At 29.3% G+C, this 13972-nt stretch carries 12 protein-coding genes and 1 pseudogene; 9 read left to right on the top strand and 4 right to left on the bottom strand.

Features of this window, described 5'->3' with window-relative positions; all coding sequences use genetic code 11:
- Nucleotides 1-52: 52 nt before the first annotated feature.
- The 4 genes from PG913_RS11370 (at nucleotide 53) to gldA (ending at nucleotide 2583) form a co-directional block, all read left to right on the top strand.
- Complete coding sequence (locus tag PG913_RS11370; protein WP_271230808.1) at nucleotides 53-877, top strand: thymidylate synthase; 825 nt, start codon at nucleotides 53-55, stop codon at nucleotides 875-877.
- 62 nt (nucleotides 878-939) lie between these two features.
- The gene (locus PG913_RS11365) at nucleotides 940-1125 is read left to right on the top strand and encodes a hypothetical protein (protein WP_271230807.1); all 186 of its coding nucleotides are present in this window, start codon (nucleotides 940-942) and stop codon (nucleotides 1123-1125) included.
- 20 nt (nucleotides 1126-1145) lie between these two features.
- Entirely contained in the window at nucleotides 1146-1634 is a 489-nt protein-coding gene (locus tag PG913_RS11360; protein ID WP_271230806.1) for a dihydrofolate reductase, read from the top strand.
- Between the two features lie 55 nt (nucleotides 1635-1689).
- Nucleotides 1690-2583, top strand: a complete 894-nt coding sequence (gene gldA / locus PG913_RS11355; RefSeq protein ID WP_271230805.1) for a gliding motility-associated ABC transporter ATP-binding subunit GldA — start codon at nucleotides 1690-1692, stop codon at nucleotides 2581-2583.
- Here gldA and PG913_RS11350 read toward each other — a convergent pair.
- Complete coding sequence (locus PG913_RS11350; RefSeq protein ID WP_271230804.1) at nucleotides 2576-2944, bottom strand: hypothetical protein; 369 nt, start codon at nucleotides 2942-2944, stop codon at nucleotides 2576-2578. The two genes, gldA and PG913_RS11350, sit on opposite strands and share 8 nt — an antisense overlap.
- A gap of 3 nt (nucleotides 2945-2947) precedes the next feature.
- The gene (dnaE, locus tag PG913_RS11345; protein ID WP_271230803.1) at nucleotides 2948-7321 is read right to left on the bottom strand and encodes a DNA polymerase III subunit alpha; all 4374 of its coding nucleotides are present in this window, start codon (nucleotides 7319-7321) and stop codon (nucleotides 2948-2950) included.
- A 245-nt stretch (nucleotides 7322-7566) separates the two neighbouring features.
- On the opposite strand from dnaE, the gene PG913_RS11340 reads away from it, so the two are divergent.
- From PG913_RS11340 to PG913_RS11325, 4 genes and pseudogenes are all read left to right on the top strand, one after another.
- Nucleotides 7567-7758, top strand: coding sequence for a cold-shock protein (locus tag PG913_RS11340; protein WP_101903235.1), 192 nt, complete (start codon nucleotides 7567-7569; stop codon nucleotides 7756-7758).
- 171 nt (nucleotides 7759-7929) lie between these two features.
- Nucleotides 7930-8430, top strand: a complete 501-nt coding sequence (locus PG913_RS11335; RefSeq protein WP_271230802.1) for a 30S ribosomal protein S16 — start codon at nucleotides 7930-7932, stop codon at nucleotides 8428-8430.
- Between the two features lie 21 nt (nucleotides 8431-8451).
- A complete protein-coding gene (rimM, locus tag PG913_RS11330) occupies nucleotides 8452-8979 on the top strand; it encodes a ribosome maturation factor RimM (RefSeq protein ID WP_271232173.1) in 528 nt (175 codons plus the stop codon).
- A 428-nt stretch (nucleotides 8980-9407) separates the two neighbouring features.
- A pseudogene (locus PG913_RS11325) lies at nucleotides 9408-9999 on the top strand (PhnA domain-containing protein).
- Between the two features lie 57 nt (nucleotides 10000-10056).
- Here PG913_RS11325 and PG913_RS11320 read toward each other — a convergent pair.
- Entirely contained in the window at nucleotides 10057-11106 is a 1050-nt protein-coding gene (locus tag PG913_RS11320) for a nucleoid-associated protein (RefSeq protein WP_101903232.1), read from the bottom strand.
- Nucleotides 11107-11139: 33 nt separating this feature from the next.
- Entirely contained in the window at nucleotides 11140-11739 is a 600-nt protein-coding gene (locus tag PG913_RS11315) for a ribonuclease HII (protein ID WP_271230801.1), read from the bottom strand.
- 70 nt (nucleotides 11740-11809) lie between these two features.
- Between PG913_RS11315 and PG913_RS11310 the strand changes: the two genes are divergently transcribed.
- A complete protein-coding gene (locus PG913_RS11310) occupies nucleotides 11810-13774 on the top strand; it encodes a putative porin (protein WP_271230800.1) in 1965 nt (654 codons plus the stop codon).
- Nucleotides 13775-13972 lie beyond the last annotated feature (198 nt).

Below are 13972 nucleotides of genomic sequence, written 5' to 3'. Positions count from 1 at the left end.
TTCAACATTAAATGTGGAAGCTTTTTTATTTTTCAAAAATTACAAGTAACAAATGCAACAATATTTAGACTTAGTAAAACACGTTTTAGAAACCGGAAACGAAAAAGGAGATAGAACAGGAACAGGTACAAAAAGTGTTTTTGGGCATCAGATGAGGTTTGATTTAAGTGCAGGTTTTCCAATGGTAACTACCAAAAAACTACATTTAAAATCTATTATTTATGAATTACTTTGGTTTATAAAAGGTGATACAAATACTAAATATTTACAAGAAAATGGTGTGCGTATTTGGAATGATTGGGCAGATGAAAATGGTGATTTAGGACCTGTTTACGGGCATCAATGGCGTAATTGGAATAGTGATGAAATTGATCAATTAAAAGATGTAATCGAAACTTTAAAGAAGAATCCGAATAGCCGAAGAATGTTAGTTTCTGCATGGAATCCTTCTGTTATGCCTGATACATCAAAATCATTTTCTGAAAATGTAGCAAACGGAAAAGCAGCTTTACCACCGTGTCACGCTTTTTTTCAGTTTTATGTTGCTGATGGAAAATTATCTTGTCAATTATATCAACGAAGCGCAGATATCTTTTTAGGAGTTCCTTTTAATATTGCTTCTTATGCTTTATTTACTATGATGATTGCACAGGTTTGTGGTTATGAAGCAGGAGAATTTATCCATACTTTTGGTGATGCTCATATTTATAATAATCATCAAGAACAATTAGCATTACAATTATCTCGTGAAGAAAGACCTTTGCCTACAATGAAAATTAATTCAGCAATTAAAAATATTGAAGATTTTACCTTTGAAGATTTTGAGTTGATAGGATATAACCCACATCCGCATATAAAAGGTGTTGTAGCAGTGTAATTTAACATTATATTTAACAGATACTTTAGTAACTTTGTAAGAGGTGCTAAAAAATATAAACGATGGTTACAAATATTGATGTTTTAAAAGATTCCCTTTATGAAAAAATTGAAGGAATAAACGATGAAAAAGTTTTAAAAGCAATTATAACTTTAGTAGATAGTATAAAAACAGATATTTTACAAGATGCTGTTACAGAAAAAAGAGATTTAACAAGTTATATTAAAGAGTGGGCAAAAGACATATAACCATTCAGTAAATACAATTTATGATTACAATAATTGCAGCAATAGCAAATAACAATGCTTTAGGAAAAGATAACGATTTAATTTGGCATCTTCCTGCCGATTTAAAACGGTTTAAAAAAGTTACATCAGGACATCATATTTTAATGGGGCGTAATACTTTTGAAAGTATTGGTAGACCATTACCTAATCGTACATCAGTTATAATAACTAGAAATAACGATTATTTAAAAGAGGGGTGTTTAGTGGCTCATTCGCTAGAAGAAGCTATTGAATTATCAAAAGATGAAACCGATATTTTTATTATTGGAGGTGCACAAGTTTATAAAGAAGCAATTGAAAATAATTTAGTAGATAAGCTAGATATTTGTCTTGTTCATCATAGTTTTGAGGCTGATGTTTTTTTCCCAAATATTGATATGAATATCTGGAAAGAAGCATCAAGAGAGGATTTTAAAGCCGATGAAAAAAATAAATACGATTATAGTTTCGTTTCTTATATAAGAAAATAAGAATTTACGTTATTCTTAACTTATTAATTTTTTTAGAATTACAGCTGATAAAAATATGTCTATACAACTTACATCAATAATTAAAAATTACGGAACACAAAAAGCCGTAAATAGTATTTCTTTTGAAGCTAAAAAAGGTGAAATAGTTGGTTTTTTAGGACCTAATGGTGCTGGGAAGTCAACTACTATGAAAATTTTAACAGGTTTTATTCAGCCTAGCGAAGGAACTGTTTTTGTAAGCGGAATAGATGTTCTTAAAAATCCTATTGAAGCACAAAAAAAAATAGGATATTTACCTGAACATAATCCGTTGTATTTAGAAATGTATGTACGTGAATACTTACAATTTCAGGCATCTGTTTATAAGATATCAAAAACTAAAATATCTGAAGTAATTGAAAAAGTAGGTTTAACTCCTGAAGCTCATAAAAAAATTGGGCAATTATCTAAAGGATATCGCCAAAGAGTAGGATTAGCTGCAGCAATTTTGCATAATCCAGAGGTTTTAATTTTAGATGAACCAACCACAGGTTTAGATCCGAATCAATTAGTAGAAATCCGTGAATTGATAAAAGAACTTGGTAAAGATAAAACAGTGTTATTTTCTACTCATATTATGCAAGAAGTAGAGGCTGTTTGTAGTCGAGTAATTATTATAAATAAAGGTGAAATAGTTGTTGATAAACCTATTGCCGAACTCAAAACAAGTAAAGAGCAAGTTATAAAAGTAACTTTTGATTATAAGTTAGAAGAACAATTTATACAACGTTTACCAAATATTGCTCATTATAAAAATACGGTTGAAAATAATTGGATACTTACTTTTAAAACATCAGAAGATATGCGTCCTGTAATTTTTGATTTCGCTCAAGAAAACGGTTTAAAAATTTTAGGTTTAAATACCGAAAATAAGAATTTAGAAAGCCTTTTTAGAGAGTTGACTAGTTAGTATATTTAGCTCTAAACCATACTTTTTTCCAAACTCTTTTTAAGATTAAAAAAACAACAGCTTCTACATAGTTATTAATATCGGAAGTGTCAATTTTTTGTATTATTTCTTCAGGAACATCAATAATATATAAAATTGTTTTATAAGTATTTGAATCTGTAAGAATTAAATTTTTTATAGCATTATTAAGTGCTTCTTTTAAAGTATCAGGTGTACTTTTTTCTGAAATTTTTAAATCATAATTTGCCAAACCAAAATCCTTAGTAAGCTGTATAATCAGCTTACTATATAAATCATTTTCAGCTATATTTATTAATAAATCGGTGCTATTTTGATACTTTTTTATAGAATTTGGTAGCATTTTTTAATTCAATTTATAATTAATATGTTGATCGTCTAAAGTTTTTAAAAAGGCATTAGTTATTTTAACTTTAGTATTTCTACTAGGTAAATCTAATTTTATTTTTTCTTCTTCATCCCAAATGGTAAAATGTAAATTTTGAGAACCTTTATTCATCGTAAATAAATGCTGTAAATCTTTTATTCGATTTTCACTTACTTCTTTTAGATGCATTTTTATAGTTACTTTTTTACACATTTTATCCATAATGTCGTGTAAAATCGAAAAATCAGTAAAGCTAATTCTTGGTTCTCCTTTTACACCTTCTCTACTTGTCCAACCAGGTTTAACCATAGTTTTTACAAATAAAAATGAATTAGGAACTAAAAAGTGTTTGAATTTTAAATACTCTTCTCCAAAAATTCTGAATTCATAATTTTCAGTATAATCTTCAATAAAAAATGTTGCCCAACCTTTTCCTGCTTTCGAAATTCGATGTTGTACATCAGTAACAATTCCTCCAAAAGTTAATGCCATTCCTTCATATTTAGGTAAATCATTGTAGTAAGAAAGCTTGGCGTTACAGAACTTCATTTCATTATTAAAATCATCTAGTGGATGCGCAGAAATATAAATACCAACAACTTCTTTTTCTTTTCCAAGTAATTCCATAGTACCCCAAGTTTCACAAATAGGAATAATCGGTTCAGGCATTTCTTCTTCGGATGCGCCGCCAAATAAAGAAACTTGTGCCGAGTTTAAATTTTCTTGATGTTTATTTCCAAATCGTAATACTTTTTCTATAAATTTTTGATTTTTTTCATCTTCAACAAAATATTGCGCTCTATGTGCGCTTCCAAAAGAATCAAAACCACCCGCCAAAATTAAACCTTCAAAAGCTTTTTTATTTGCAACTCTTAAATCAACACGTTTAGCTACATCAAAAACAGAATTAAAAACACCATTTTTTTCTCGTTCGTTAATAATTGCTTTTACGGCAAGTCCTCCAACACCTTTAATCGCTGCCATTCCGAAACGAATTGCACCTTCTTTATTTACCGAAAATTTAGAAAATGATTCATTTACGTCAGGACCTAAAACAGTAATTCCAGCACGTTTACATTCTTCCATAAAAAATGAAACCGATTTAATATCATTCATATTATTTGACAGCACCGCCGCCATATATTCGGCGGGATAATGCGCTTTTAAATAGGCTGTTTGATAGGCAATCCAAGCATAACAGGTAGAGTGAGATTTGTTAAAGGCATATGATGCGAAGGCTTCCCAATCCGTCCAAATTTTCTCTAATTTTTTAGCATCACGCCCGTTTGCAATTGATTGTTTTACAAATTTGGGTTTCATTTTATCTAAAACGGCAATTTGTTTTTTACCCATTGCCTTACGTAAAACATCGGCTTCACCTTTTGTAAAATCGGCTAATTTTTGCGACAATAACATTACCTGCTCTTGATAAACCGTAATTCCGTAGGTTTCAGATAAATATTCTTCCATTGCAGGTAAATCGTATTCAATCTCTTCATCACCGTGTTTTCTTCGGATAAAAGAAGGAATATATTCCATCGGTCCAGGACGATATAATGCATTCACGGCAATTAAATCTTCAAAAACAGTAGGCTTTAATGAGCGCATATGTTTTTGCATTCCTGGAGATTCATATTGAAAAATACCAACAGTTTCTCCTCTTTGGAAAAGTTCGTAGGTTTTCACATCATCCAACGGAAAAGTTTCAGGATCTAAAAGTACATCGTGACGTGCTTTTACAATTTTAACGGTATCCTTAATTAAAGTTAGTGTTTTTAATCCCAAGAAATCCATTTTTAATAAACCAGCATCTTCTACAACCGAGTTATCAAACTGAGTTACATACATGCCAGAATCTTTTGCCAAGGCAACAGGTACGAATTTTGTAATATCATCAGGCGTAATAATAACACCACAGGCATGAATCCCTGTATTACGAACAGAACCTTCTAAAATTCGAGCTTTATTAATAGTTTCTGCCATTAAATCAGATCCGTTAGAAAGTCTTTTAAGTTCGTTAACCAATTCAATTTCTTCGGTTCTAAGTTTTTCGCTTAGTTGTTTATCATCCAAAGAAAATATTTTCTTCAGCTTCATTCCCGGAATTAACTTGGCAATTCTATCTGCTTCAAAAAGCGGTAAATCTAAAACACGAGCGGTATCTCTAATAGAAGATTTTGCTGCCATTGTTCCGTATGTAATAATTTGTGCTACCTGATTTGCCCCATATTTATCAATTACATAATCCATTACACGCCCACGTCCTTCATCATCAAAATCAATATCAATATCGGGCATTGATACACGTTCAGGATTTAAGAAACGCTCAAAAAGTAAATCGTATTTAATTGGATCAATATTGGTAATCCACAAGCAATATGCAACCACCGAACCTGCCGCAGAACCACGACCAGGACCAACCGCAACATCCATATTTCTTGCTTCTCGAATAAAATCTTCAACAATTAAAAAGTACCCAGGATATCCTGTTTTTTCAATTACTTCAAGCTCAAAATCTAAACGTTCACGAATACTTTCTGTAATTTCTCCGTATCGTTTTTTTGCACCAACATAAGTTAAATGCCGTAAAAAATTATTTTCACCACGTTTTCCTTTGTCTTCATTATCTTTTTCATCTTTAAATTCATCAGGAATATCAAAAGCAGGTAATAAAACATCACGAGCTAGGGTGTAAGGGGTTACTTTATCAACAATTTTTTGAATATTTATAATTGCTTCTGGAAGGTCAGCAAACAATTTTTTCATTTCTTCGGATGATTTGAAGTAATATTCATCGTTGGGTAAACCGTAACGATAACCTCGTCCTCGTCCTTTTGGAGTTGCTTGTTTTTCGCCATCTTTTACACACAATAAAATATCATGAGCATTAGCATCTTTTTTATCTAAATAAAAAGTATTGTTAGAGGCAACAGTTTTTATGTTGTGTTTTTTCGAAAATTTTAAAAGTGTTTCATTTACAACTCTTTCATCATCTTGATTATGACGCATTAATTCGATGTATAAATCATCACCAAATTGTGCTTTCCACCAAAGTAATGCTTCTTCGGCTTGTGCTTCACCAACATTTAATATTTTACTAGGAACTTCACCATAAATACTACCTGTAAGTACAATGATATCTTCTTTATATTGTTCAACTACTTTTCTGTCGATTCTTGGGATATAATAAAATCCATCAACAAAAGCGATAGAAGACATTTTTGCTAAATTGTGATATCCTTTTTTATTTTTTGCTAATAAAACAACTTGATAACCATTATCTTTTTGACTTTTATTAGTGTGATCATTACAAATATTAAATTCACAACCTACAATAGGTTTTAATGGTTTTTGAGTTGGTGTTTCTCCTTTTTCAATGGCTTCAATATTTGCTGTTTCTACGGATTTATTATGATTTAAAACCGCTTGTACAAAATGAAAAGCCGCCATCATATTACCAGTATCGGTCATTGCGACTGCCGACACGTTGTCTTTTGCAGCAGCTTTTACAATATTTCCTATTTGAATAGTTGATTGTAAAACAGAATATTGTGTATGATTATGAAGATGAGCAAAACTTACATTTTCTAATTTAGCTAAACCTTCATTAGTACTGATGGTTTTTGTAACACCTTTTGATTTTTCAATTCTCGTACGAATTTTTTCACTTTCTTTCTTTAAGTTTAAGTGATTTAATCCTATTACTCGAATAGGAGCAGGGTTTGTGTTGTTGAAATTATCAAAGAAATCATCAGAAACATCTAATTGTTCTTTGGTAAATTGACGCAAACGAACTAATTCTAAAAAACAACGGGTTGTTGCTTCTACATCGGCAGTTGCGTTGTGAGCATCACCAAAACCAATACCAAATAAATGTTTGTGTAATTCTGTTAGCGTAGGCAATTTAAATTTACCTCCACGACCACCAGGAATTTGACACATTTTAGCGGTTTGCTCGGTACAAGTATCTAAAATAGGGAGGTCGTTTAAAATGGTATCTACCCCTAAACGATGAAACTCACAACCCATAATGTTTAAATCAAAACCAACATTCTGACCTACAACAAATTTTGTTTTTCTTAAAGCTTCGTTAAACAAAGCCAAACCTTCAGGAAGTTCAATTCCTTGTTCTTGAGCTAATTCAGTAGAAATACCACGGATTTGCTCAGCATCATAAGGAATATTAAATCCTTCTGGTTTTATAAGAAAATCATTATGTTCAATTAAATTACCTAATTCATCACGTAATTGCCAAGCAATTTGGGTTGCTCTTGGCCAATTATCAGTATCTGTAAAAGGTGCTTTCCAATTTTTTGGTAATCCGGTAGTTTCAGTATCAAAAATTAAATACATCTAGAAAATTTGTTTGTTAAAATGTTTTGGTAAAAACAAAGTGTAAAAATACGAAGAATTTGTTATGTTTAGTACAGAAGTAATTTGTTAACCAGCTTTTAGTGAAAGTATTATTTTTCTTATTGAATTAAATTGCTAACTAATTGTTAGGTAGTTGTTAAGTTTTTTTAATCTTATGTAATAATCATTTTAGACTAAATTATTAAAAGTATATTTGCGACATATTTAATATAATATTTTTTACAATGAAAGAAGGAACAATTAAGTTCTTTAACGAATCTAAAGGTTTTGGATTTGTTACAGAGTCAGGGTCAAACACAGAATATTTTGTACACGTATCAGGTTTAATCGATGAGGTTAGAGAAGGTGATACTGTAGAATTTGACCTTAAAGAAGGAAGAAAAGGATTAAATGCTGTTGATGTTAGAGTTTTATAACATTTAAACATAACTTATTTTCTTAAGAGCTTGGTATTCAAGCTCTTTTTTGTTGTATTAATGTTTAATTTTTGCTTTTTAATTAAAAATAAATTATACATTTGCATCCGCTTATCACGAGATGATAAGATTTATTAATAATAAAGGTCGAGAACCTTAAAAATTAAAATTATGCCTGTAAAAATTAGATTACAAAGACACGGAAAGAAAGGAAAACCTTTTTACTGGGTAGTAGCTGCTGATTCAAGAGCTAAAAGAGATGGACGTTTCTTAGAAAAAATTGGAACTTATAACCCTAACACTAACCCTGCAACTACTGACTTAAACGTTGATGTAGCTGTATCACGGTTAGAAAAAGGAGCACAGCCAACTGACACTGCTAGAACTATTTTATCTGATAAAGGAGTTTTATTAAAAAAGCATTTAGCTGGTGGAGTTAAAAAAGGAGCTTTAACACAAGAACAAGCAGATGCTAAATTTGCAGCTTGGTTAGAAGAAAAAACTGGTTTAGTTGCTACTAAAGTTGATGGTTTAGCTAAAGCTGAAGCAGATGCTAAAGCAAAAGCTTTAGAAGCTGAAAAAGCTGTAAATGCTGCACGTATTGCTGCTAACACACCTGTTGCTGATAGCGAAGAGGTTGTTGCTGAAAATGGAGCAGATAGCGAAGAATAAAAAAACTGTACTATAATGATGATGCAAAAAGAAGATTGCTTTTATCTTGGCAAAATCGTTAAAAAACATAGTTTTAAGGGAGAGGTAGTTATTAAGTTAGATACTGACGAACCCGATCTTTACGAAAATTTGGAATCAGTTTTTGTCGATTTAGGCAATAATCTGGTTCCTTTTTTTATTGAAAAATCTTCTTTAAGTAGAAGTACTATGTTTCGCGTAAAATTTGAAGATGTAGATACTGAAGCAGATGCAGATGCCATTATGCGAGCAGGAATTTATTTACCTTTAAATTTATTGCCAAAACTTTCAGGAAATAAGTTTTATTATCACGAAGTTATTGGTTTTACCATTGTTGATAAAAACTTTGGTGAAGTAGGTACTTTAGCATATATAAATGATAAAGCTGCTCAGCCTCTTTTTGAAATTGAAAATGGAGATATAGAGATTTTTATTCCTATGATTGACGATTTTATTAAGAAAGTAGATAAAGTGAATAAAGTTATTGAAGTTGAAACTCCTAAAGGATTAATTGAGTTATATTTTGAATAAATTTAAAATATAAAAAATCAGGATCTTTTAAGTCTTTTAATAAAAAAGAAACCTTGTTGTCTTAAGAAACAACAAGGTTTTTTTAATTATATGGGGGGTATAATTACATCACAAATATATCTAGATTAAATACATTAAAAGTGTTAAATCATGTAATTTGGATGATTTCGAACTAATTATTGTATTTAATTGTTGTTTTTTTAGAAAAAACAATGATTTTTAAACTGAAACTCTTTTTTATTATCTAAAATTGTTTATAATTTAAGCCTAAATTATTAAGTGATTTTAATGATAATTTATTTTTAACGATTAATTTTATGTGTTTTTTTTGTGTAAATTTTGACTTTTATCTATCTAATAATTAATTTTCTAAATCTATAAGATAAAATAATAATGTACTTTTACAACTCATAATTTATAGTAAAAAAATGAGTTTATTACAAGAGTTAGAAGATAGAAGTGGAAAGCAATGTGAACTATGTGCTTCAAAAGAAAATTTATCAATTTATGAAGTAAAACCAATGCAAATTGGTGGTGTAGATGGAAGCTTATTAGCTTGTAATACTTGTATTGAACAAATTGACGACGCAGAAAAAACAGATGCTAATTACTGGCGTTGTTTAAATGATAGTATGTGGAGCGAATATAGAGCCGTAAAAGTAGTTGCTTGGAGAATGTTATCAAGACTTCGTAACGAAGGTTGGCCTCAAGATTTACTTGATATGTTATATTTAGAAGATGATGATTTACGTTTTGCTAAAGAAAGTGGAGACCATTTAGATGAAAGTGAAAAAATTATTCACAGAGATGCAAATGGTGCTATTTTACAAGCAGGTGATTCTGTTGTATTAATTAAAGATTTAAAAGTAAAAGGTTCTAGCACGGTAGCTAAACAAGGAACAGCTGTTCGAAGAATTTCTTTAGACCATTAAAAATGCTAATTATATTGAAGGTAAGGTAGGACCTACTCAAATTGTAATTATTACTGATTATGTAAAGAAAATGTCTGAAAAAGAGTAAGTTTTTATAAAATAAAACAAAAAAGCTGAAGATTTAATCTTCAGCTTTTTTGTTTTATTATTTTTCAGTATTGTAAAAAACTTTGTAGTATTTCATTTTTTTATCTTCGTCATAACCTTGTTCTAAGTAATCTGAAGAAGCATCAGGAGCATCAATATCAATTTTAATTTGAATATTGGTATCTAATTTAATTTCAGTTTTAAATTTGCTTTTTTCTTTCTTTAAAACAACATCAGAAACTTCAAAGTTATTACGAATTAAAACATCATTTAACTTTTCAAAATGTTTTTTGTAGTCTTCAAACATTCCTTGATGTTTATCATCTTCAAAAACTTCTTCTTTAAATTTGTGATAGTCTACATCTTCATTTTCTTTGAAATAATCAACGGTGCTGGCTAAGAAATTACTTTGTTCTTGTTTACCAAATTCAGGTTTGATGATTTCTTCAGAAAAATCTTTACACATCTCTAAATAATTTTGAGTATGTAAGTTTCTATCATCTGCAAATTTTGCGTTTAAGAAATTTTTAATCCAATATTGGGCATCATAATTATTATTATCAACAGATAAAATTACAGTTCCTTCTGCATCGGTAGAATTTACAATTAAACATCCTTTGTCTAATTTTTTAGTTGAAATTCCTTTTTGAACTACTACATCAAAACTATCATCATCTAAATAAGTTTGTAAAAAATCTACTTTACTTTCAATTTTAAAAACACCAACAGCATCTGTAAGAATATCTTTATATTCGATGTTTTCAAAATAAACAACAAGTACATCACCAGTTTTTATATTTGCAGAATTTGATTGCTCATATAAATGATTTACAATATTTTTTGAATGCTCAATAAATGTTTCATTATTGTCAAAAATATCAGAAGTATATTTGTTAATTTCGTTTAAACGAACATCAGCATGATGCTTAAAACGATAACTTTGTGTAACTGTTCCAAAGTTTTTTAATAAAAAAGGCATCAGTAATTCGTAACTTTCTTCATCAAAACGAACTAAACTTTCTGAAAAAGCATTTTGACCGCTATTATACTTATTAGCAACTTTATGAATAATACATTTGCTAATTTCTGCACGTGTTCTTTTAATCATCTTCTAAGTTATTGGATGACAAAAATAAAGAAACTAAAGCTTTAATTTAAGTTGTTCGGGAAGTAATTTAAAAGTCTTTCTATGATAAGGAGTTATACCAAACTCACGAATAGCATTTCTATGCTCTTTTGTAGGATATCCTTTGTTTTTTTTCCAGTTGTATTGCGGATATTCTTTATGGATTTTCTCCATATATTCATCTCGATATGTTTTTGCTAAAACAGATGCCGCAGCAATACTCATAAATTTGGCATCACCTTTTACAATTGTTTCACGCGGAATATCTTTATAAGGATTGAATTTATTTCCATCAACAATAATAAATTTGGGTTGTATAGAAAGTTTTGAAATAGCACGATGCATACCAGTTATAGAGGCTTGTAAAACATTTATTTCATCAACTTCTTGATGACTGATAAAAGCAACACCATACGCTAAGGCATATTTTTCAATATATGGGCGCAATTCTTGGCGTTTTTTTTCTGAAAGTTGTTTGGAATCATTCAACAAATCATGTTTAAAATTTTCAGGTAAAATAACGGCAGCAGCTACCACAGGACCACTTAAGCAACCTCTACCAGCTTCATCCGTTCCTGTTTCTAATTTGTATTGACTATAATTTAATTTTAGCATGCTACAAATTAACAGTTTTCAAAGAAAATATTCACAATTTTTGTCGTTTAATTATTTTACTTTTGTAGTTATGAAGAGATTTTTTGTAGTGTTTTTTTGTTTATTATGTACTCAATTGTTTTATGCTCAAATAAGACAGTTTGAAGGTGGGAGAAATGGATTAAATAAAGGAGGTTTAAATAGAAATTTAGACTCTATATCTGATAATGAAATTAGTGTAAAGCTTAGCGGAAAAACAAAGTATACCGACTATAAAATTATATCATTTAAAAATGATACCACAATTATTGATACTACACTAACTCTAAAAAAACATTATAAATTTAATGCTTTAAGAAAAGATAATTTTGAATTATTAGAATTTCATAATCAAGGACAAACGTTTAATAATTTAGCTTATAATTTTACAGATATTTCTCAATTTCCTGATATTGGTTTTCGTGCCAAACAATTTAATTATTTTGAAATTGAAGATGTTGATTACTATCACGTACCAACACCCACAACTGAAGCGATGTACAGAACAGGTTTACAACAAGGACAAGTTTTAGACACGTTATTTACTACTAATTTTTCAAAACGATTTAATGTAGGAATAGCTTATAAAGGACTTCGTTCATTAGGTGCTTACAGGCGTTCATTGGCTAGTAGTGGTAATTTTAGGCTTAGTTTTAGTTACGAAAGCCCAAAGGGACAATATGAAATAAGAGGACAGGCTGTTAATCAAGATTTTTTAAATCAAGAAAATGGCGGTTTAACAGGTGATTCTTTAATAGCTTTTTTAAATAATGATTCTAATTTTAGCGCTAATAGAGGGAGGTTAGATATTAATTTAAATGATACAGAAAATAATTTAGAAGCAAAACGATTGCATTTTGAACATACTTTTAAATTACTATCAGTAAAAGATAGTTTACATCAAAAAGATTTTTCTAATTTAAAAATTGGACACTCGTTTACAAGAGATTCTAAATATTATAACTTTAAACAAGCATCTGTTACTCCTTTGGTTTTTGGTGAAGCTCCTATAATAGGAAGTGTAAATGATAGAACAAATTTTTTATTATATAATAATAATGTGTTTTTAGATTTTAATTCTAAATATGTACTAGGAACTTTTAGAGTACATTCTGGTTATACAACCTATAATTATGGTTATGAAAATTTACAAAATAACGTTGTTGGAATTACTAAAAATAAATTAAAAGGAAAAGCAGTTTCTTTTGGTGCTAATTGGAAAGGAAAAATAAAAAACTTTTATATAGATGCTTCTAGTAACGTAACACCAGGTAATGGAAGATTTTCAGGAAGTAATTTAAAGGCGATAGCTTCTTATAAAAAAGATAGTATAGTAACTATAAAAGGACACTTAGAAATTAGTAATAAACTACCAAATTTTAATTTTTTATTACATCAAAGTACTTACAATAAGTATAATTGGGAAACTAATTTTGCATCTGTAGGAACAAGAAATTTAGGAGGAACAATTGAATCTAAATGGATAAATGCATCAGTAGATGTTACAAATATTAATAACTATACTTATTTTGATGCTAATAGTTTACCAAAACAATTTTCAGGAAATGTAAATTATTTAAAAGCTAAAATATCAAAAGAATTTAGCCTTGGTAAATTTGCTTTAGATAATACATTAATGTATCAAAAAGTAGCAAACGGAAATACAGTATTTAGAGTACCTGATTTTGTAACTAGAAATACTATTTATTATTCTGATAATTGGTTTAAAGGAAATCCGTTATTTGTACAAATAGGGGCTACGTTTAAAAATTTTTCTAAATATAAAGCGAATGCTTATAATCCATTATTGGCGGAATTTACTTTACAAAATGATACTGAAATAGGCTATCCAACAGTTGATTTATTTTTTAATGGAAGAGTACGTAGAACACGTATTTATTTTAAAGCAGATAATGTGAGCTCTTTTGTTTTAAAGAAGAATTATTTATCAACTCCTAATAATCCTTATAGAGATTTTACAATTCGTTTTGGAGTTGTTTGGAACTGGTTTATCTAATATAAACCTTTATTTTTTTATCAATTTAAAATTAAAACAACTTTGTCTTGCAATTAATCTTTAAAAAACTGCCATTCATCTAATAGTTTTAAAAAGAAGGATAAAACGTACTATTTTTACAGTATAAGTTAATCGTTTTATATAACTTACTTTTGAAAAGAAGCAATCCGGGGGGATGCTTCTTTTTTACATATCAAA

Source organism: Tenacibaculum pacificus, assembly GCF_027941775.1.
Classification (GTDB): Bacteria; Bacteroidota; Bacteroidia; order Flavobacteriales; family Flavobacteriaceae; genus Polaribacter; species Polaribacter pacificus_A.
This window is presented reverse-complemented; position numbering and strand designations above follow the sequence as displayed.

Bases quoted from the DNA above. Each gene is read 5' to 3' on its own strand.
- PG913_RS11370 (WP_271230808.1), top strand. From the start codon at position 53: ATGCAACAATATTTAGACTTAGTAAAACACGTTTTAGAAACCGGAAAC.
- PG913_RS11365 (WP_271230807.1), top strand. From the start codon at position 940: ATGGTTACAAATATTGATGTTTTAAAAGATTCCCTTTATGAAAAAATT.
- PG913_RS11360 (WP_271230806.1), top strand. From the start codon at position 1,146: ATGATTACAATAATTGCAGCAATAGCAAATAACAATGCTTTAGGAAAA.
- gldA (WP_271230805.1), top strand. From the start codon at position 1,690: ATGTCTATACAACTTACATCAATAATTAAAAATTACGGAACACAAAAA.
- PG913_RS11350 (WP_271230804.1), bottom strand. From the start codon at position 2,944: ATGCTACCAAATTCTATAAAAAAGTATCAAAATAGCACCGATTTATTA.
- dnaE (WP_271230803.1), bottom strand. From the start codon at position 7,321: ATGTATTTAATTTTTGATACTGAAACTACCGGATTACCAAAAAATTGG.
- PG913_RS11340 (WP_101903235.1), top strand. From the start codon at position 7,567: ATGAAAGAAGGAACAATTAAGTTCTTTAACGAATCTAAAGGTTTTGGA.
- PG913_RS11335 (WP_271230802.1), top strand. From the start codon at position 7,930: ATGCCTGTAAAAATTAGATTACAAAGACACGGAAAGAAAGGAAAACCT.
- rimM (WP_271232173.1), top strand. From the start codon at position 8,452: ATGCAAAAAGAAGATTGCTTTTATCTTGGCAAAATCGTTAAAAAACAT.
- PG913_RS11320 (WP_101903232.1), bottom strand. From the start codon at position 11,106: ATGATTAAAAGAACACGTGCAGAAATTAGCAAATGTATTATTCATAAA.
- PG913_RS11315 (WP_271230801.1), bottom strand. From the start codon at position 11,739: ATGCTAAAATTAAATTATAGTCAATACAAATTAGAAACAGGAACGGAT.
- PG913_RS11310 (WP_271230800.1), top strand. From the start codon at position 11,810: ATGAAGAGATTTTTTGTAGTGTTTTTTTGTTTATTATGTACTCAATTG.